Origin of the sequence: Streptomyces sp. NPDC048197, from assembly GCF_043202395.1 — a bacterium.
GTDB classification, from domain to species: domain Bacteria; phylum Actinomycetota; class Actinomycetes; order Streptomycetales; family Streptomycetaceae; genus Streptomyces; species Streptomyces siderophoricus.
On the sequence record NZ_JBIDAJ010000006.1, the window covers coordinates 73283 to 91511 of the forward strand.

The 18229-nt window shown below is 73.1% G+C and carries 18 protein-coding genes; 15 read left to right on the forward strand and 3 right to left on the reverse strand.

The features are described from left to right. Window positions 1-120: 120 nt before the first annotated feature. The gene (locus ACGF4C_RS10750; RefSeq protein WP_393565127.1) at window positions 121-852 is read right to left on the reverse strand and encodes a DUF5995 family protein; all 732 of its coding nucleotides are present in this window, start codon (window positions 850-852) and stop codon (window positions 121-123) included. A 197-nt stretch (window positions 853-1049) separates the two neighbouring features. Here ACGF4C_RS10750 and ACGF4C_RS10755 point away from each other — a divergent pair, with 197 nt between their 5' ends. The 7 genes from ACGF4C_RS10755 (at window position 1050) to ACGF4C_RS10785 (ending at window position 8093) form a co-directional block, all read left to right on the forward strand. Continuing rightward, the gene (locus ACGF4C_RS10755; RefSeq protein ID WP_393565129.1) at window positions 1050-1514 is read left to right on the forward strand and encodes a phospholipase; all 465 of its coding nucleotides are present in this window, start codon (window positions 1050-1052) and stop codon (window positions 1512-1514) included. A 220-nt stretch (window positions 1515-1734) separates the two neighbouring features. Further along, on the forward strand, window positions 1735-3132 hold the full coding sequence (locus tag ACGF4C_RS10760) for a uracil-xanthine permease family protein (RefSeq protein WP_393565130.1): 1398 nt from the start codon (window positions 1735-1737) through the stop codon (window positions 3130-3132). Between the two features lie 146 nt (window positions 3133-3278). Beyond that, window positions 3279-4589: a sensor histidine kinase gene (locus ACGF4C_RS10765; protein ID WP_393565131.1), complete on the forward strand. Its 1311-nt coding sequence runs from the start codon at window positions 3279-3281 to the stop codon at window positions 4587-4589. 80 nt (window positions 4590-4669) lie between these two features. After that, window positions 4670-6124 carry a hypothetical protein gene (locus tag ACGF4C_RS10770; RefSeq protein WP_393565132.1) on the forward strand — a complete coding sequence of 485 codons (1455 nt, stop codon included), beginning with the start codon at window positions 4670-4672 and terminating at the stop codon, window positions 6122-6124. A 49-nt stretch (window positions 6125-6173) separates the two neighbouring features. Beyond that, complete coding sequence (locus tag ACGF4C_RS10775) at window positions 6174-6380, forward strand: MbtH family protein (RefSeq protein ID WP_393565133.1); 207 nt, start codon at window positions 6174-6176, stop codon at window positions 6378-6380. 4 nt (window positions 6381-6384) lie between these two features. After that, complete coding sequence (locus ACGF4C_RS10780; protein WP_393565135.1) at window positions 6385-7347, forward strand: ATP-binding cassette domain-containing protein; 963 nt, start codon at window positions 6385-6387, stop codon at window positions 7345-7347. Between the two features lie 8 nt (window positions 7348-7355). Further along, the gene (locus ACGF4C_RS10785; RefSeq protein WP_393565137.1) at window positions 7356-8093 is read left to right on the forward strand and encodes a 4'-phosphopantetheinyl transferase family protein; all 738 of its coding nucleotides are present in this window, start codon (window positions 7356-7358) and stop codon (window positions 8091-8093) included. A 70-nt stretch (window positions 8094-8163) separates the two neighbouring features. On the opposite strand, the gene ACGF4C_RS10790 is transcribed toward ACGF4C_RS10785, so the two are convergent. Further along, entirely contained in the window at window positions 8164-8991 is an 828-nt protein-coding gene (locus ACGF4C_RS10790; protein WP_393565138.1) for a BTAD domain-containing putative transcriptional regulator, read from the reverse strand. 818 nt (window positions 8992-9809) lie between these two features. On the opposite strand from ACGF4C_RS10790, the gene ACGF4C_RS10795 reads away from it, so the two are divergent. Genes ACGF4C_RS10795 through ACGF4C_RS10825 form a run of 7 tightly spaced genes read left to right on the forward strand, consistent with a single transcriptional unit; the run spans window position 9810 to window position 16374 of the window. Beyond that, window positions 9810-10739, forward strand: a complete 930-nt coding sequence (locus ACGF4C_RS10795) for a 3-oxoacyl-[acyl-carrier-protein] synthase III C-terminal domain-containing protein (RefSeq protein ID WP_393565139.1) — start codon at window positions 9810-9812, stop codon at window positions 10737-10739. A 33-nt stretch (window positions 10740-10772) separates the two neighbouring features. Next, a complete protein-coding gene (locus ACGF4C_RS10800) occupies window positions 10773-12143 on the forward strand; it encodes a hypothetical protein (RefSeq protein WP_393565141.1) in 1371 nt (456 codons plus the stop codon). Beyond that, window positions 12133-13443 carry a type III PLP-dependent enzyme gene (locus ACGF4C_RS10805; protein ID WP_393565142.1) on the forward strand — a complete coding sequence of 437 codons (1311 nt, stop codon included), beginning with the start codon at window positions 12133-12135 and terminating at the stop codon, window positions 13441-13443. The genes ACGF4C_RS10800 and ACGF4C_RS10805 overlap by 11 nt, the downstream gene beginning before the upstream one ends. A gap of 39 nt (window positions 13444-13482) precedes the next feature. After that, window positions 13483-13770 carry a phosphopantetheine-binding protein gene (locus ACGF4C_RS10810; protein ID WP_393565144.1) on the forward strand — a complete coding sequence of 96 codons (288 nt, stop codon included), beginning with the start codon at window positions 13483-13485 and terminating at the stop codon, window positions 13768-13770. Continuing rightward, complete coding sequence (locus ACGF4C_RS10815) at window positions 13767-14606, forward strand: hypothetical protein (protein WP_393565146.1); 840 nt, start codon at window positions 13767-13769, stop codon at window positions 14604-14606. Before ACGF4C_RS10810 ends, ACGF4C_RS10815 begins: the two co-directional genes overlap by 4 nt. Further along, on the forward strand, window positions 14603-15229 hold the full coding sequence (locus ACGF4C_RS10820; RefSeq protein WP_393565147.1) for a hypothetical protein: 627 nt from the start codon (window positions 14603-14605) through the stop codon (window positions 15227-15229). The genes ACGF4C_RS10815 and ACGF4C_RS10820 overlap by 4 nt, the downstream gene beginning before the upstream one ends. Then, window positions 15226-16374 (forward strand): acyl-CoA dehydrogenase family protein, encoded by a 1149-nt coding sequence (locus tag ACGF4C_RS10825; RefSeq protein ID WP_393565149.1) that lies wholly within the window; start codon window positions 15226-15228, stop codon window positions 16372-16374. Before ACGF4C_RS10820 ends, ACGF4C_RS10825 begins: the two co-directional genes overlap by 4 nt. A 9-nt stretch (window positions 16375-16383) precedes the next feature. On the opposite strand, the gene ACGF4C_RS10830 is transcribed toward ACGF4C_RS10825, so the two are convergent. Continuing rightward, entirely contained in the window at window positions 16384-17031 is a 648-nt protein-coding gene (locus ACGF4C_RS10830; protein WP_393565151.1) for a LuxR C-terminal-related transcriptional regulator, read from the reverse strand. A 194-nt stretch (window positions 17032-17225) separates the two neighbouring features. Here ACGF4C_RS10830 and sbnA point away from each other — a divergent pair, with 194 nt between their 5' ends. Beyond that, entirely contained in the window at window positions 17226-18206 is a 981-nt protein-coding gene (gene sbnA / locus ACGF4C_RS10835) for a 2,3-diaminopropionate biosynthesis protein SbnA (protein WP_393565462.1), read from the forward strand. Window positions 18207-18229 lie beyond the last annotated feature (23 nt).

An 18229-nucleotide genomic window follows, 5' to 3' on the forward strand; every position in this document is an offset into this window, starting at 1 on the left:
GGGTGTGGGGGTGGGTGTCGGGTGTCGCGTCGGTGCCGTTCCCTGCTTTGTGACCCCTTCAACTTACCTACTGCGCAAGGAAGTTCGTAGGCCACGGGCCACGAGGGGCGGCGGGCGGGCTCAGCCGGGCAGCGGGGTCAGCAGCATCCGGCCCACCAGGCCGACGCCGGCGTCCAGCCGCTCGGTGAACTCCTCCGTCACCTCCGGCAGCCGGCGCACGCCCCACAGGGCCCGGGCCGCCACCCAGGCGCCGTCCCGGGCCTTGTCCAGGCTCCAGGAACCGATCAGATGGGTCAGCGGATCGGCGATGTCGAGCAGATCGGGGCCGGGCATCAGCTGCTCGCGGATCCGCTCCTCCAGGCTCGTCAGCACCTCTCCCACCCGGTCGAAGTCGCCCTCCAGCGCCGCCGGTTCGCAACGCAGTGCCCGGCAGGTGTCCAGCACGGCGAGCGCGAGGTCGTGGCCGATGTGCGCATTGATCCCGGCCAGGGCGAACTGCAGCGGGTGGACGCCGGGGTGGCGGCGCAGCTGGAACAGCGGGCGCCAGCAGGCCGGTGGCCGCAGCCCGGCGGCCGCGGCGTCCACCGCGGCGAAATAGCGCCGGGCGAACCGGACGTCGAGCTCCCCGGCGGCCGCCGGGTCCCGGAAGGCACCGTCACCGAGGCGTCGCGCCACCGCCTCGGTGACGGTCAGATATACGCCGTTGAAGACGGCCACCCCGTCGCCGGCGGGCAGCGCCGCGTCCAGCGCCCGCATCCGCGCCAGCACCCCGGCCACGTCGCCGGGCGGCTCCTGGCGGGGCGACGCGGTGCCGATCCGACCCGGTTCGCCGGATTCCTGAATCGTCGTCATCCGACCAGCGTGACAGTTGCCTTGCGGAAATCCGCGTTTCCCGGGCGGCGTTGACCGGAACGGGGTAATAATCGGCGCGCCCTCTTGTGGCTCTCCGGAGAGCCACAAGAGCGGCAACGGCCTTTGAGAAACCCATATCTTTTCGCGTTCCAGGAGGCGCCGCGGTGAACGTGGTGCAGAATTCCGGAGGTTGGCGCATGTCCCGAAGACGTATACCCGCACTCACCGCCCCGCTTCTGGCCATAGCGGCGCTGCTGACCGCAGCCGCTCCCGCCCCGGCCGCCCAGGCCGTGCCCGCCGACAAGCCGCGGGTGCTGTCGAACTGGACCCAGACCGGCGCGGCCAGCTACACGCAGTGGGCCGCCGCCCGGGACCACCGGTCGAAATGGGCCGCCTACCGCTTCAACTGGAACACCGATTACTGCTCCAAGTCGCCCGACAACCCCCTCGGCTTCCCCTTCCACCTCCGCTGTGCGCGCCATGACTTCGGCTATCGCAACTACAAGCGGATGGGCACCTTCAAGGCGAACAAGGCCCGGCTGGACAAGGCGCTGTACGAGGACCTGAAGCGGGTCTGCGGCGGCTACTCCGGGGCCCGCAAGGTCTCCTGCAAGGCCCTGGCCTGGACGTACTACCAGGCGGTCAAGAAGTACGGCCACTGAGGCCCGGGGTGCCCGGGGACCTCGTGGTACGGCGGAGCGCAGCTCCCGGGGGTGGCCCTTCCCCCGGTCCTGGCCGTACGACGAGGTCCCCCGTCCGGCAGTGCTCCCGCGCACGGCAGCGGCGGCCGGGCGTCGGCGCGGTTTGTCCTGACGCAGTCGTTCGACTATGAATCACCTCGGCTCTGTGACGTGCAGGGCGTCGCGGAAGTGGAGAGTGATCATGGCCGGCTTCGGGTGGAAGCTACATGGGGACGGGCGGCACCTGAATCCGGGGGAGGTGGTCCGGCCCGGCGAGCGCCTGACGTGGGGCCGCACCATCGCGCTCGGCGCCCAGCACGTCGTCTCGATGATCGGCGCGTGTTTCGTCGCCCCCGTGCTGATGGGGCTGGACCCCAGCCTCGCCCTGATGGCATCGGGCGTGGCCACGGTGCTTTTCCTGGTGATGACCCGCGGCCGCATTCCGAGCTACCTGGGGTCCTCGCTCTCCTTCGTCGGGGTGTCCGCCGTCATCGCCGGCCAGGGCGGAGATGCCGGCACGCTGACGGGCGCGATGCTCGTCGTGGGTGCCGCTCTGGCGGGCTGCGGAATCGTCATCCACATCCTCGGCGCGCGGGTGATCCACGCGGTTCTGCCGCCCGTGGTGACCGGCGCGGTCGTGATGCTCATCGGTTTCAACCTCGCCCCGGTGACGGCGTCCGTCTATTGGCCGCAGGATCAATGGACGGCCCTGGCAACCATGTTGTTCACTGGTCTCGCCCTCGTGGTCCTGCGCGGGTTCTGGTCGCGTATTGCCATTTTCCTGGGCCTGGTTTTCGGATACGTCCTGTCCTGGGTTCTCGACCGCACCGCGGGAATGATTCATTCCGCCAATGGCGCGGGCAAGGTGACCGACCACTGGCGCATCGATTTCTCCGGCGTGGAGAAAGCCCACTGGATCGGGCTCCCGGATTTCCACGCCCCGAACTTCTCGGCCTCCGCAATTCTCGTGGCGCTGCCCGTTCTGGTGGCGCTGGTCGCGGAGAACGCCGGACACGTCAAGGCGGTCGGGGAAATGACCGGCGACCCCCTTGAGGACAAGATGGGCATGGCCATCGTCGCCGACGGCACGGCCACCGTTCTCTCCACCGCGGTCGGCGGCCCCGCCACCACGACGTACGCCGAGAACATCGGCGTGATGGCGGCCACCCGGGTCTACTCCACCGCCGCCTACTCCGCCGCGGCGGCCTTCGCGGTGCTGTTCGGCCTGTGCCCGAAGTTCGGTGCGGTGGTGGCCGCGATCCCCGGCGGCGTGCTGGGCGGCATCACGGTCATCCTCTACGGCATGATCGGCCTGCTGGGTGCCCAGATCTGGATCCGGAACGGGGTGGACTTCACCGTGCCGCTGAACCTCATCCCCGCGGCGGCCGGCATCATCATCGCCATCGGAGGCGTCTCGCTGAAGTTCACCGAGCACTTCGAACTCAGCGGCATCGCCCTCGGGACGCTCATCGTGCTGACCGGCTACCACTCCCTCCGCTGGCTCTCCCGGGCCGCCGGCCAGCGCCGTATGCCGCTCCTCGACGCGGGGACCAGCGGCTACGACGGGTCCGCGGACCGGAACGACGGACCGGCGTCGTAGCCGTCCCGGACCGTCCGGGCCGTCCGGTGCCGAACGGAGATCCGGCACCGGAACAGCGCCCGAAAGAGGGGAGTTAGCTCCCCTGCGTCGCGGTGTGCCTCAGGGGATGCTTGATCCACCTACCGCTGACAGGAAACGAGGCGACGATGAACGAGCATGGTGCCGTGGTGGGCCTCAGGCCCGGCTGGGGCGGATCCGCCGCCCTGTTATGGCGAGGCGTGGTGCTGACCGGACTGGCGCTGACCGAGGTCCTGCTCCTGGTCTGGGTGACCGTCGTGGTCGCCCTGGCCTGCGTCGGCGTCGGGATCCCGCTGCTGCCCGGGGCGCTGGACACCGTGCGCGCCGACGCGCGGCTGCAGCGCAGGCTCGCACTGGAGTGGACGGGGGTGCGGGTGCCCGAGCCGTACGCGCCCGAACCACCCGGTCAGGCCCGGCTGCCGGGTCTGCGCCGGGTGCACCGGATGATCGGCGATCCGGCCACCTGGCGTGATCTGCTCTGGCTGCTGATCAACCCCTGCATCGGACCGGTCCTGGCGCTGCTGCCCGCGGTGGCCCTGGTGCACGGGCTGTTCGGGCTGATCCTGCCGTTCATCTGGCAGCCCGTGGTGGAGAGTTGGGACAATACCTGGTTCCTCTTCCTGCCGGTGCAGAGCCTGCCCGCGGCGATCGGGGCGGCCGGTCTGGGCGTCGTGGAGATCGTGGTCTCGGTGGGGTACCTGCCGCGGGTGATGCTGCCGCTGCACGGCCGCTGGGCGCGTGCCGTACTGGGGACCTCCCGGACCGTGTTGTCGGCACGCGTCGACCACCTGACGCACTCACGGTCGGACGCGATGCGCATGCAGGCCGGGGAGATCCGCCGCATCGAGCGGGACCTGCACGACGGGGCGCAGGTGCGGCTGGTCGCCCTCGGCATGACGCTCTCCGCGGCCGAGTCCCTGCTGGAGGAGAACCCGCAGGCGGCGCGTGCCCTGCTGCTGGCCGCCAAGCAGGACTCCACCAAGACGCTCAACGAGATCCGGGACCTGGTCAACGGCGTCCACCCGCCGGTGCTCGCCGACCGCGGTCTGGTCGACGCGGTCCGCACCCTCGCCCTCGGCATCCCGCTGAAGATCCAGGTCGCCGGTTCCCTGCCGGGACGGCTGCCGGAGCCGGTCGAGTCCGCCGCGTACTTCTCCATCGCCGAACTCCTCGCCAATGTCACCAAGCACGCGGGGGCCCGTGAGGCACACGTCGACATCCGGCACGCGGACGGTGCGCTGCGCGTCGCGGTGCACGACAACGGCGCGGGCGGGGCCGACCTGAAGAAGGGCAACGGTCTGAAGGGGGTCGAACGCCGGCTGGCGGTCTTCGACGGCCCCCTCGCGATCACCAGCCCCGACGGCGGCCCCACCACGGTGGCCTTCGAGATCCCCTGCGACCTCGCCGACCCGACCGACGACCGAGCGGCGACCAGGTGACACATCGAGCCACGGGGAGCAGCCCCTGCGTACCGCGGGGGCTGCTGCCCGTCGGCCCGAGGGAGAAGGGTGGCAGGCATATGGCGTTACCTCGGTGCGGAGTCGTCGGTACGGCACGGTGGGCCGTCGGCGATCCGGAACGGGCGGTCCGCGGCTGGCTGGTCGTCCTAGGTCTCGCGGTCCTCTTCGGCACCCTGGTCCGGCCGTTCGGCACGGCCGGCCGGTTCGGGCCCCCGGTGGCGCTGCTGGCCCTGGTCACCGGTGCCCTCGCCACGGCCGGCGGGACGCGCCTGCGGCACCTGGCGACGCTCGCCTGGGGCGGCGGGCTGGCGGCGCTCGGCGGCCTGGTGACGCCGGGCGGGGCGCCGGCCGCCGCGGTGGTGGCCCTGGTGGGCCTGGTGCTGGGCCTGGACCTGCTCCCCGCCCACGTACGCCGGTACCAGGAGGAGAGCACCCGCGGATACCGTCCCGCCGCGGCGCTCACCATCGTGGCCGGCACCTCCGGGCGGTCCGTGGTGCGCAGCGCAGGCCTGCTGTTGCTGACCGCGGCCGGGCTCGCGGTGACCGGGGCCCCGGCACTGCCCGGCGTCGCGGCCGGGACGGCGGTGGTGTCCGTGGTGGCGCTGCTGACGGCGAACGTCGCGGTGCCCGCCGCGCTCGTGCTCGGCGACCGGTGCCGCCGCGCCGCCCCGCGCCGCGCGCCCCGCCGGGCGGAGTCCTCCCGGGCGTCCCGGCTGCACCGCGCGGTGCTCGCCCGGGTGACGGACCGTGCGCCGGCCGGCCTCGTCCTCACCGCGGGGGTACTCGCCCTCCTCGCCGGGGCGTTGACCCAGGCGGCCTCCGGTGCGCCGTGGCCGTGGTCGGCCGGGGGAGCGGTGCTGCTGGTCCTCACCGCGGCCGGCGCCGCGCTCGCCCTGCGGTCCTGGGTGCTCGGTCCGCTGGTCGTGCTTTCCCTGGCTCTGGTGGTCTCCGTGACGTGGGCGGTGCTCGGCGACCTGGCGCCGGCGTTCGTGGCACCGGCCGGCCAGGGCCCGCCGGCGGGCCGGTGGGCACCGGTGGCCGCCTGGCCGGTGCTGTCGGCGCTCGTCCTGCCCCGGTACGTCCGGGCGGCGGGCCGGATCCGGGAGAACCGGCGCCTGGGCATGCCGGCCGGCGCCGCCGCCCAGGACGGCTGCCGCCGCGCCGGGTTCCCGCTCGCCGCGCCGGCCGCCGTACTGGTGGTGGCCGGGTGGCTCCCGGCCGCCGGACCGATGGCCCAGATGCGGTCGGCGGCCGTGGTGGCCGCGGTCTCCGCCGTCGCCGTCGAACTGCTCGTCGGCATGGTCGCGCTGCCCGCCTGGTGCGCCTGGCGCGGGACGCACGGGGACTGCGGGGAGTCGGGCAGCGGCCCGGCGGACCTCCTCGGGCGGATCACGGGCCGGCCCGCCGCGCCGCGCCCCGAACGGCTGCTCTCCGGGCGGACGCAGCCCGCGTACCCGGTGCGCGGACCGGCGGCCGTGCTCAGCCGTTCGTCAGTCCCGCGTCAGCGCGCTTGAGCATAGTGAGCAGGACCACGCCGGCAGGCGAGAGGACGAGGGGCGGCCCATGAGTAACCCGTTCGACGACGCAGAGGGAACCTTCCACGTGCTGGTCAACGACGAGAACCAGCACAGCTTCTGGCCGGCGTTCGCCGAGGTCCCCGAGGGCTGGCGGCCGGTGCTCACCTCGGTGACCCGGCAGGAGGCCGCCGGTTACGTCGAGGAGCACTGGACGGACCTGGACCCCGCCCGTCTCGGCAGCCGGGGAGCCTGACGACGTGCCGGACGCGACGGCGGCCATCGAGGTCGAGGGACTGCGCAAGAGCTACAGGGGCGTCGAGGTGCTGCGCGGGGTGGACCTGCGCGTGCCGGCCGGCAGCGTACTGGGACTGCTCGGTCCCAACGGCGCGGGGAAGACCACCACCGTGCGCGTGCTCAGCACCCTCGTGCGGCACGACGCCGGCACCGTCCGGGTCGCCGGGTACGACGTGGCGAAGGAGGCCCGGCAGGTGCGCCGCCGGATCGGCCTGTCGGGCCAGTACGCCGCGGTCGACGAGCAGTTGACCGGCTGGGAGAACCTGACGCTGCTCGGGCGGCTGCTCGGGATGGGCCGCCGGGACGCCCGGGCCCGGGCCGGGGAACTTCTCGAACGCTTCGGCCTCGGCGCCGCGGCCGGGCGGCCGCTCGGCACCTACTCCGGCGGGATGCGCCGGCGCCTGGACCTGGCCAGCACCCTGGTGGGCTCGCCCGAGGTGATCTTCCTCGACGAACCCAGCACCGGCCTCGACCCGGCCAGCCGGATCGCGCTGTGGGACGTGATCAGGGAACTCGTGGCGCAGGGCGTCACCGTCCTGCTGACCACGCAGTACCTGGAGGAGGCCGACCAACTGGCCGACCACATCTCGGTGATCGCGGACGGCGTGGTGGTGGCCGAGGGCACCGCCGACGCGCTCAAGCGCAAGGTCGGGCAGGAGCGGCTGGAGATCACCCTCGCCGACGCGGCGGGCCTGGCCACGGCACGCCGGACCCTGCGCACCGTGGTGACCGGCGAGCTGGCGGAGGACGCACAGCGCGGCGTACTCGGCTGGCAGCTCGACGACGGGCTCGCCGGGATCGCCGCCGCCGCGTCCGCGCTCCACGGGGCCGGGATCGAGGTGGTCGACTTCGCGCGGCGGCGCCCCTCGCTGGACGACGTGTTCCTCGGCCTGACCGGCCGGCAGGCCGTCGACGGGCAGGGGTGAACCGGGCCGTGGCCGAAGCCCCCGTGTGCCGGGTGTGGTGGTCCCCCCTCGTCGACGATCCGGCTGCCCGGGACCTGCTCGACGCGGACGAGCGGGCCCGCCGCGAACGGCTGCACCAGGCGGCGGACCGGGCCCGTCTGACGACCGGACGGGCGCTGGTCAGGACGGTGCTCGGCCGGCTCACCGGGACGCCGCCGCGGCGGGTGGCGTTGCACCGGCGGTGCCGGCACTGCGGCGGCCCGCACGGCAAGCCGTTCGTGCCCGGTGCCGGGGTGCGCTTCTCGCTCGCCCATGCCGGTGACCGGGTGGTACTGGCCGTCACCGAGGGCCCGGAGCCGGGGGTGGACGTCGAGCGGGTCCCCGGCCGGTCCGTGCGGCGGCTGGCCCCGCGGGTGCTGGCCGAGGAGGAGTACCGCGCCTTCCAGGCGCTCCCCGAGCACCGGCGGAACGTGGCCTACGCGGTGTACTGGACGCGGAAGGAGGCCCTGCTGAAGGCGGTCGGGCTGGGCATCGTCGTGCCCAAGCGCGACATCACCGTCTCCGGCCCGGGCCGTTCGGCGGCGCTCGTGGCGTGGCGGGGACCGTACGCCGCCGGGCCGTTCGCCCTGTTCGACCTGGAGCCGGGCCCCGGGTACGCCGGGGCGCTGGCGGTGCACGGCCGCTCGGCGCGGGTCGAGGAGCGGTTCCTGGAGCACCCTCTTGACGACGGCCGAGAGGCGGTCGGGCGACGCCGGCCGCCTCCCTGACGACGCCCGCGTCAGCTGTCGGTCAAGTCGGTGAAGAAGTCCCTTGCTCGACAAGGACTTTGACTGCTCGTCACGACGCCGACGTCTGGGGCAGTCGCGCGTCGATGGCCACGTCCTGGGTGAGGATCGCCCGCTGCAGGCTCCGCAGCTTCCGGCCCGGTTCCACGCCGAGTTCGTCCTGCAGCCAGGAGCGGACCCGCTGGAAGGTGGCGAGGGCCTCCTGCTGGCGCCCGGAACGGTACAGCGCGACCATCAGCAGCTCGGTCAGGCGCTCGCGTTCGGGGTGTTCCAGGGCGAGTTGCTCCAGCCCGTTCACCACGCGGTAGCCGCCGCCGACCAGCTTGGCCTCGTAGAGGTCCTCCAGGGTGCTCAGCCGCTGGCTGGCCAGCCGGCTCATCTGGTTCTGGCAGCGCAGGCCGCCCAGCACGTCGAGCAGTGCGTCCCCGCGCCACAGGGCGAGCGCCTCCTCCAGCACCGCGACGGCCCCGTCGGGCGCGTGCGGCAGCAGGGCCGCTCCCTGCGCGGCGAGCGTGTCGAACCGGTGGGCGTCGACCCGGGCCGGCGGGACGTCCAGCAGGTAGCCGTTGGCGGAGGTGCGCACCATCAGGGTGCCCGGCGTCCCGGTGATCCGCTCCAGAGCGTCGCGCAGGCGGTGGACCCCGGCCTGCAGCGCGTTCTTCGGGTTCTTCCAGGGCCGGTCGGTGAGGAGTTCGTCGATGAGGAAGTCGATGGAGACGACCTCTTGGGCGGAGAGGGCGAGCACGGCGAGCAGGGCCCGGGCACGGTTCGGCCCGACGCCGTAGGACTTCCCCCGGTGGGCGACTTGTAAGGGGCCCAGTAAGCCGACCGACACCTCGCCCGTGTCCATGTTGTCCCCGTTCAGGATGTGCACAGCCATCTGTCTTCCATTCTTCTTCTCCCGGTGGTCAGCGTTCGGCGCCTGCTCCCTGTACTCGGCATTCGGCGTCTTCCCCTGTACTCACTTCGGCGTCGCCGGGCGGGCACAAACGCGTGATCCCGCCTGGTCGTTGCGGGTGCAGAACGGCGCATGCGTGGGCACGCACCGAGAACCCCTACTTCCCCCGGAAAAACGGACGGGAGAATTCCGTGCGAGGGGCGATGAGGTCAGGCTCGCGAACGAGCGAGCCTCCGGGAGATTCCCCACTGGACAACGGTCCGGCATTGCTGCATGAGCTGGTCCCCCCTGGGCCTGAGCTGCTGACCATCACTGTGCGCGTACTACGTGCTGAGCGTGGGTCCATGCTTTTCGGCCACGCCAAGCTAACACACGCCGTACTGGTCAGTGATATCGCGCGAGAGGTGCTTTTGCCTTCCCCTTACGGAAAATCCCGGGGGCGGGCGCCGCCGGGGGCGCCGGGCCGGACCGGTCCGGCCGGGGCCGGGGAAGGCACGGGACGGCGGACCCGTACGCGGCCGGACGCGGGCGCCGGCGCCCCGCACGGCGGCGAGGTTGCGGAGGGGTGGATTCTCCTTGACCACGGCCTTTCCTCGTCGCGCGCAGAGAAAAGGCGGGTGATGGCTCGAAATGGGTCAGGGGACGGCCCCGTTGCCGGACGCTCACCCGGCGAATACCACCGGCCGTTGATCGGCGTGGTCAGTGCTCAGTCAGTGCCTCGTCAATCGGCGCGATTACTTTGGGGCCCGTTCCCCGCACCCAATTCGGGGACAGTCGGGCTCGAAAGGAGTCGGCGGGCTGTGACCTCAATAGCCGAGGTATCCACGCACTGGCCGTCACCGGTTTCCCTCGCGGAGCGTCAGCACGACCTGGGACTCACGGACGCGGAACTGCGCCGCTACATCCGGGGGTTCGGACTTTCCCGGATCTGCTGGGACGAGGAGGTCCCGGAGAAGGAGTTGCTCCTCTCCGCGCTGGAGAAACTGCCGTCGCTGCGGGGTGCGGAAGAGCGGGTGCGTTTCCTGATCCGCGCCAGGACCTTGCGTGCGCCGTCACCGTATCCGCACAGCGTGCTCCAGGAGATACGGCGCGAGGCCGGGCTGCGGCACGCCCGCACCTTCGCGTTGACCGAGCACGCCTGCGCCTCCGGCCTGCTGGCGGTGGAGGTCGCGGGGACGCTGCTGGAGGAGGAGGGCGACCCCGAGGCGCTCGCGCTGATCCTGACCGGGGAGAAGGCGCTGACCCGGGAGACCCAGTTCGTGCCCGGGGTGGGCCCCACCGGCGAGGCGACCGCCGCCGTACTGGTGGCGGCGTCCGGGACCCGGGACCGGGTCCGCGGCTTCGCCACCCGGACCGTGTCCACCGGCCATCCGAAGATGGTGATGACGCCGGAGGCGGCCCGGTCCTTCCGCGGGATGTACGCCGACGTCCTCACCGAGGTCATCGACGAGGCGGTCGGCGCCGCCGGGCTGACCATGGGCGAGATCGCCCTGGTGCTGCCGCACAACGTGAACCGGGTCGCGTGGACGAACCTCGCGGACCGGCTGGGCACCCGCACCGAACGGGTGCTCCTGGACAACGTCCCGCGCACCGGGCACTGCTTCGGGGCCGACCCGTTCGTCAACTACGTCACGGCCTGCGAGCTGGGCAGACTCCGCCCCGGTGACCACTACCTGATGGTGGCCGTCGGGCTCGGGGCGTGCTTCGCCGCGATGGTCGTGGAGCACTGAGCGCCCCGGGTGTACGGGGAGGACGGAGATGCGGTGGAGGAGAACTTCAGCCGGCGGCTGAAGACCGCGGTGGCCGGTGACCCGGGTGCGTCCCTGGTGTTCCTGGGCAACTTCGAGGTCGAGGAGGAGTGGGCCCGCGGCGAGACCGGACTGCCCCGGCTCTCGTCGGCCGGCAACAGCGCCGTGGTCAACCGCATGGAGGAGTTCGCGCTGCTGCTGGGCGACGCCGACGACCACGTCGTCCTCAAGTCCCGGCCCGACGAGGACTACCTGGACCACCTGCGCGGGCTGGGCCTGGCCCTGCCCACCGTGCACGTGGTGGCCGACCAGCGGCCGGACCACATGGTCACCCGGGACGCCCTGGCGGACGACACGCTGATCGCCACCCTCGGGGAACTGGCCGACCGGGGCGCGCTGCTGGCCCCGCACGGCGTCTCCGCCCTGGAGGAGGAGCTCGCCGCCCGGGCCCGGATCCCGCTGGCCGCCCCGTCGGCACCGCTGTGCAAGGCGGTCAACAGCAAGGTCTACAGCCGGCGCGCCGCGGACGCGGCCGGGCTGCGGCAGCCGCGCGGCTGGGCCTGCGAGACGCTCGGCGAACTCGACGCCGTGCTGCCGGACGCCGCCGAACTCTGCGAGCGCGGCGCCGCCTTGATGGTCAAGGAGGCGTTCGGCGTCTCCGGCAAGGGCATCGCGGCCGTCGACGGCCGGCGCCGCCTCGACCGGCTGCACACCGTGATCACCCGGAGCGCCCGCGCCGCCGGCACCGACCGCGCCGCCTTCGTGATCGAGGAACGGGTGGCCAAGGACCGGGACCTCAACTACCAGATCACCGTGGGCCGGGACGGCACCGTACGGCTGGACTTCGTCAAGGAGGCCCTCACCGAGAGCGGGGTGCACAAGGGCCACCGCTTCCCACCGGACCTGACGCCACGCCAGCTCGACGTGCTCCGGCACGCCGCCGGGCTGCTCGGCAAGCAGCTGGCGTCCGACGGGTTCTTCGGCGTGGCCGGCATCGACGCGATCGTGGACACCGACGGCGGTGTCTTCCCGGTGATCGAGATCAACGCCCGCAACAACATGTCCACCTACCAGGTCCGCCTCCAGGAACGCGTGCTCGCCCCGGGACAGTCCGCCCTCGCCCGCCACTACCCCCTCCGGCTGCGCCGGGAGCTGCCGTTCGCCGCCGTGCGCCGGCTGCTGGACGGCCTGCTGCTGCGGGCGCCGGGGGAGGAGGGGCTGGTCGTCAACAACTTCGCCACCGTCAACGCCGGCGCCGGCTCCGGCCCCTTCCAGGGGCGGCTGTACGGACTGCTGGTCGGCGCCCCCGAACGGCTCCCCGCGCTGGACGAGGCCGTCTCGAAGCAACTGGCCACCCTTACGGAGGAGCCCGCCGATGCCCGCTGAGTTCACCGTGCAGAATCTCGGGATCACCACCCTCGCCGAGCAGTTCGGCACCCCGCTGTACCTCTACGACGGCGACCGCCTGACCGGCCGCATGGACGCCCTGAACGAGCTGCTGCACCCGCGGCTGGAGATCTTCTACTCGCTCAAGGCCAATCCGAACGTCTCGGTCTGCGCCCTGCTGCACGCGCACGGGGCCCGGGCCGAGGTCTCCTCGCTGACCGAGCTGCTCACCGCCCGGGCGGCCGGGGTGGCCGCCTCCGACATCGTCTTCCTCGGCCCCGGCAAGAGCCGCGAGGAACTCGGCGCCTGCCTCCGCCACGGCGTGTACGCGGTCATCTGCGAGTCCTTCCAGGAACTGGCGGCGATCGAGGAGCTGGCCGGGGAGCTGGGGCTGACCGCTCCGGTCGCGCTGCGCGTCAACCCGAGCTTCACCGTGAAGGGTTCGGGGCTCACCATGGGCGGCAAGCCCCGCCAGTTCGGCATCGACGAGGAACAGCTGCTGGGCTCGGAACCGCTGGGCAAGCAGCTGACGCACCTGCGGCTGATGGGCGTGCAGGTGTACATGGGCACCCGCATCCTCAGCGAGGAGGCCGTGGTGCTCAACACCGGGCGCATCCTCGGCCTCGCCGAACGCATCGCGGCGCACCACGGCTTCCCCCTGGAGATGGTCGACGTCGGCGGCGGCCTCGGCGTCGCCTACTTCGACGGCGAACGCGACCTGGACCTCGCGCGGCTGGCGGCCGGCGTCAATCCGGTCCTGGACGCCTTCGCCGAAGCCCACCCCGACACCCGGCTGATCATGGAACTCGGGCGCTACCTGGTGGCCGAGAGCGGGACGTACGTGGTCCGGGTCGGCTACACCAAGACCTCGGCCGGGGAGAACTTCGCGGTCGCCGACGGCGGCACCAACCACCACATGGCCGCCGTGGGCATCGGGTCGTTCGTCAAGCGGAACTTCCCCATCGAACTGCTCAACCGGCCCGGCGCCGGCGCCACCGAACCGTGGAACATCACCGGACCGCTGTGCACGCCCAACGACACCATCGGCAAGAAGGTGGCCCTGCCGCCGCTGCGGACCGGTGACCTCCTCGGCGTACGGCGGTCCGGCGCGTACGGCCCGAGCGCCTCACCGGTGTTCTTCCTCTCCCACGGCCACCCCGCCGAGGTGCTGGTCCACCGCGGGCGGGCGCACCTGGTCCGGGACGCCGACACCCCCAGGGACCTGCTGGCCCGTCAGCACCTCTACGACCCGGCGTCGTCCGCCGTGCGCTCGCCGCTCGACCCGCTCCCCACCGCCTAGGCCCGGCACCCGGGCCGGCCCCCTACCGAAGGACACGACATGACCGAAGCGACCATCCAGCAGCCCACGACCGAGCAGGACCGGGTCACCGCCGCCGTCACCGAAGCCCTCGGCGACGTCCTCCAGCGCGACCTGACCGGCCTTGCGCCCGGCACCAGGCTCTTCGACGAACTCGGGCTCGACTCCACCGGCGTGCTCGACCTGCTGCTCGCCCTGGAGGAGCTGCTGGACTGCGAGTTCGACACGGAGAACCTGGAGATGAGCCACTTCGCCACCGTCGGCTCGCTGGCCGACCACCTCTTGGGCGAGCTGAGAGCGCAGCGGTGACGGTCGCCCTGACGGTGTCCGCGACGGCACACCGCCGCTTCCCGGCCGGGGCCACCCGCCCCGGCGCCGCCGACGACGACCGGTACCACGCCCGGGTCGCCGCCGGCGCCGGCGTGCCCCTGCGGGAAGCCGGCCGGCCGACGGTCACCGGATCCACCTTCGAGGAGATGGCGGTCGCCCTGCTGGACCCGGTCGGCGCCCAGGACCGCCCCGTCGACCTGCTGTTGCTGGCCTACGCGACGCCCGACCTGCACCCGCTGACGCTCACCGGACCCACACTGGCGGCCCGCCTGCCCGGCCGGCCCCGGCTCTTCGGCGTCACCGACACCGGCGTCTCGGCACCCTTCACCATGCTGGCGCTGGCCCGCTCCAGCGTGCTCCGCCACCGCCTCCGGCGGGTGCTGGCGTTCGCCTTCGACCAGTCGGACCTGCCGTACGACGCTCCGCCGCCACCGGACCGGCGGGTGGCGGGCGACGCCGCGGTGGCGCTGGTCGTCGAGCCGGCGCCGGACGGCGCCCCGGACGGGCTCCAGGTGCGCCAGCGGGCGGGCGTCCCCGCCGAGGAGGTGCCGCGCACCCTCGACACCCTCGCGGCCGAACTCGCCGCCGACGGCGCCTCCACGGTCCTGGTCGGCGCCGGGGTGGGGGAGCGCTGGCAGCCGAAGATCCCGCACGGTGCGCTCCGGCACACCCCGGAAGGGTGGCCGTGCACCGCGTTGTTCGGGGCGCTGGCCGCACTGCGCCCGGCACCGGACGACGCCCCGGTGCTGCTCGCCGAGTACGACCGGTCCCTCGGTGACCTGTCGGTCTGCCGCGTCGGCCCGGTGGCCGCATGAGCCCCGCCGCCGGGGTGAGCGCCCCGCCCGACCACCGGCAGCTGTACGCCGCGGCCCGGGACGAGGGCCCGGCGGCCGCCCTGCGGGCCCTGCTGACCCGGTACGGCCCGCACGCCCTGGACGGCGGCGCCACCGGCCACGCCGTCCTGCCGGAGCCCGCGGGCCCGGTGGCCGGCCGGGTGCTGCGCCGGTACCCGCTGCCCGGCGGGCCCGTGGTCCTGGTCCGGCGAGCCCCGGACGCCGCGCCGTCCGCCCCCGCCGACCCGCCGGCCCTGCTCTGGATCCGGTTCGGGCTCACCGCCGGACTGCGCACCGCCACCCTGGCCCGGCTGGGCCGGCGCGCCAGCGGGGACGGCACCATCCTGATGCACCAACTGGTCAAGGCCCAGGCCGCGGAGGCGTACGCCGGCGAGCTGGAGCTCACCGCCCACGCCGCCTCGCTCGCCCCGGCCGGCGCGACGCCGGCACAGCTGCGGCAGCTGCACTCCCGGATCACCCGCACCGACCGGGCCTGGCTGCGGCTGCTGGGCGCCCACGGCTTCCTGCGCGAGGGACCCGGCGGCATCGCCGAGGTGTCGGAACTGCTGGCCGACGTCCACCTGCACACGGAGGAGGAACGGTGAACGGTGACGCACGGCTGGCCGCGCTGCGCGACCGGGCCCGCGAGTGGGGCGACCAGTTCCGCGCCGCCGCACTGGAGCTGGACCGGGACCCGGACGCCGTCCACCGCCACCTGGACCTGCCGGGCGTCCGCCACCTGCGCACCTACGGCACACCGCGCGAGTACGGCGGCCGGCCGCTGCGGGTCGGCCCGTACGTCTTCGACGGCACCGGCGCCGTGGAACACGTCGTGGTGCTGGAGGAACTGGCGCGCGGAGACGCGGGGCTGACCCTGGCCGCGCCCGGCCCGTCGATGTCCGGCGTGCTGGTGGACAAGCTGGCCGACCCGGCACAGCGCGCGGAGTACTACACCCGGATCGTGGGCGAACCCACCTGGACCTGCTTCGCGTTGACCGAACCCGGCCACGGCTCCGACGCCTCGGCGATGGAGACCACGCTGCGCCCCGGTGCCGACGGCCGGCTCGTGCTGACCGGCCGCAAACGCTACGTGGGCAACGCCGCCCGCGCCCAGCTCGCCGTGGTCTTCGCCCGCACCGGCAGCGGACCGCTCGGCGTGACAGCCGTCCTGGTCGACACCGGGTGCGCCGGCTGGCGGGCCGAGCCGCTGGACACGCTCGGACTGCGCGGCGCGCAACTGGGCGCCCTCACCCTCGACGACCTCCCCGTCGAGCCCGAGCGGGTGCTCGGCCGCCACCTGTCGCCGGTCCGCCGCGGCATGTGGGCCTGCGTCCAGGTGTTCAACCGGCTACGACCCGGGGTGGCGGCGCTGGCCCTCGGCATCGCCGGGGCGGCCCATGCCTACGTCGTCGAGCAGCGGCCCGCCGCCCGGGGCACCGCCCGGGACCGCATCGAGGAACTGGGCCGCCGGATCGAGGCCACCCGGCCCCTGGTCCTCCGGGCCGCCGCGGAGGTGGACGCCACCGGCGACGGGCACCTCGCCTCGGCCGCCAAGGCGCGGGCCTGCGCACTGGCCGAGGAGGTGACGCTGGCCGCCTGCGAGCTGCTGGCGCCCGCCGCCCGGGCCGGCCACCCGCTGCTGGACAAACTGGCGCGGGACGCCCGGGGCGTCGAGTTCATGGAAGGCACCCGCAACATCCAGCACCTCAACCTCTTCCCCGCGCTGCTGTCCGGGCGGGCCACCGGCTGACCGCCGCGGTCAGGAGTGGTTGAGATAGGTCAGCACGGCCAGCACCCGGCGGTTGTCGTCCTTGGACGGCGGCAGATCCAGCTTCTGCATGATGTTGCCGATGTGCTTGGTGACCGCCTTCTCCGTGATGACGAGCGAGGCGGCGATGCCGGCATTGGACCGGCCCTCGGCCATGCCGTGCAGGACGTCGCGTTCCCGGTCGGTCAGGCGCGTGACCTTTTCGTCCCGCCCGCTGCCGGACATCATCGCGGTGACCACGTCCGGGTCCATCACCGTGCCCCCGCCGGCCACCTGGCGCAGCGCCGAGACGAACTGCGTGGCGTCGAAGACCCGGTCCTTCAGCAGATAGCCCACGCCGCCCTCGCCGTCCGCGAGCAACTCCCGCGCATAGAGCTGGTCGACGTACTGCGACAGCAGCAGTGACGGCTGGCCGATGTGGCGGCGGCGCGCCTCCAGCACCGCGCGCAGTCCCTCGTCGGTGTGCGTCGGCGGCATCCGGATGTCCGCCAGGACCAGGTCGGGGCGTTCCACGTCCAGGGCCCGGACCAGCTCCGGGCCGCTGCCGACGACCGAGACGACCTCGAAGCCGTGCGGTTCCAGCAGCCGGATCAGGCCCTCGCGCAACAAGAACTGGTCCTCGGCGAGCACGATGCGCATGGCTGCCTTCCCCCCATTCGGCACCACCCGGACCACGACGTCGGGCCGGGCCGCCCAGAACCTAGCAACGGCCTTGTAAGAGCGGCAAGTTGGCAAATTCCGGTCAGCGGCCCGTCAACCGGTAGTCAGTGCGATTTGGCAGGATCGCGCACGCATCTGAAGAAGCCCATACCCATCAAGGCGGCAGGTGTCCCATTCACATCATCACCGCTCCCCACGAATTCAATGCCGACGACCTCTTCGTCGATCTGGAACCCCTCGTCGGTGAACCGTTGATGCTGAAATGCGAGGGATTCAATTTCGCCGGTTCCATCAAGCTCAAGGCCGCGCGCGCGATGGTGGACGCCGCCGAACGCCAAGGACGTCTGCGTCCCGGCTCCACCCTGGTGGAGAGCTCCTCGGGGAACCTCGGTGTGGCCCTGAGCCTGCTGGCCGCCGCCCGGGGCTACCGCTTCGTCTGCGTGACCGACTCCCGCTGCACCCTCGGCGCCCGTCAGCTCATGCAGGCACTGGGCAGCGAGGTGCACGTCATCACCACCCCGGACCCGGTGGACGGGCTGCTCGGCGCGCGCCTCGCGCACGTCCGCGAACTCTGCGCCGGCAACGAGGACTTCCTCTGGCTCAACCAGTACGCCAACCCGGACAACGGGCAGGCCCACTACGACACCACCGGCCCGGAGATCCTCAAGGCCTTCCCCGACCTGTCGGTCCTCTTCGTCGGGGCCGGGACCACCGGCACCCTGATGGGCTGCGCCCGGTACCTGCGCGACCACAAGCCGTCGGCCCGGGTGGTCGCGGTGGACGCGGAGGGCTCGGTCACCTTCGGCGGCCCCGCCCGGACCCGCATGATCCCGGGGCTGGGCACCGGCGTGCGGCCCCCACTGCTCGACGAATCGCTGGTCGACGACGTCGTCATGGTCGCCGAGCCCGACACCATCCGCAGCTGCCGCCGGCTGGCCCGCCGCGGCTTCCTCTTCGGCGGGTCCACCGGCACCGTCGTCAGCGGCGCCCTCACCTGGCTCGCGCGGCATCCGCTGCCGCCCGGCGGCCGGGCCGTCGCCATCGCCCCCGACCTCGGCGAGCGCTACCTGGACACCGTGTACCAGGAGCAGTGGGTCGCCGACCTGTACGGCCCGCGGACCCTGGACGACGACGTGCCCGCCCGGGTCGGCTGAGCCTCCCGCCGCCCTTCGCTCCC

Excerpts from the sequence above, each read along its gene's own strand:
- ACGF4C_RS10750 (WP_393565127.1), bottom strand. The coding sequence starts at position 852 with ATGACGACGATTCAGGAATCCGGCGAACCGGGTCGGATCGGCACCGCG.
- ACGF4C_RS10755 (WP_393565129.1), top strand. The coding sequence starts at position 1,050 with ATGTCCCGAAGACGTATACCCGCACTCACCGCCCCGCTTCTGGCCATA.
- ACGF4C_RS10760 (WP_393565130.1), top strand. The coding sequence starts at position 1,735 with ATGGCCGGCTTCGGGTGGAAGCTACATGGGGACGGGCGGCACCTGAAT.
- ACGF4C_RS10765 (WP_393565131.1), top strand. The coding sequence starts at position 3,279 with ATGAACGAGCATGGTGCCGTGGTGGGCCTCAGGCCCGGCTGGGGCGGA.
- ACGF4C_RS10770 (WP_393565132.1), top strand. The coding sequence starts at position 4,670 with ATGGCGTTACCTCGGTGCGGAGTCGTCGGTACGGCACGGTGGGCCGTC.
- ACGF4C_RS10775 (WP_393565133.1), top strand. The coding sequence starts at position 6,174 with ATGAGTAACCCGTTCGACGACGCAGAGGGAACCTTCCACGTGCTGGTC.
- ACGF4C_RS10790 (WP_393565138.1), bottom strand. The coding sequence starts at position 8,991 with ATGGCTGTGCACATCCTGAACGGGGACAACATGGACACGGGCGAGGTG.
- ACGF4C_RS10805 (WP_393565142.1), top strand. The coding sequence starts at position 12,133 with ATGCCCGCTGAGTTCACCGTGCAGAATCTCGGGATCACCACCCTCGCC.
- ACGF4C_RS10810 (WP_393565144.1), top strand. The coding sequence starts at position 13,483 with ATGACCGAAGCGACCATCCAGCAGCCCACGACCGAGCAGGACCGGGTC.
- ACGF4C_RS10820 (WP_393565147.1), top strand. The coding sequence starts at position 14,603 with ATGAGCCCCGCCGCCGGGGTGAGCGCCCCGCCCGACCACCGGCAGCTG.
- ACGF4C_RS10830 (WP_393565151.1), bottom strand. The coding sequence starts at position 17,031 with ATGCGCATCGTGCTCGCCGAGGACCAGTTCTTGTTGCGCGAGGGCCTG.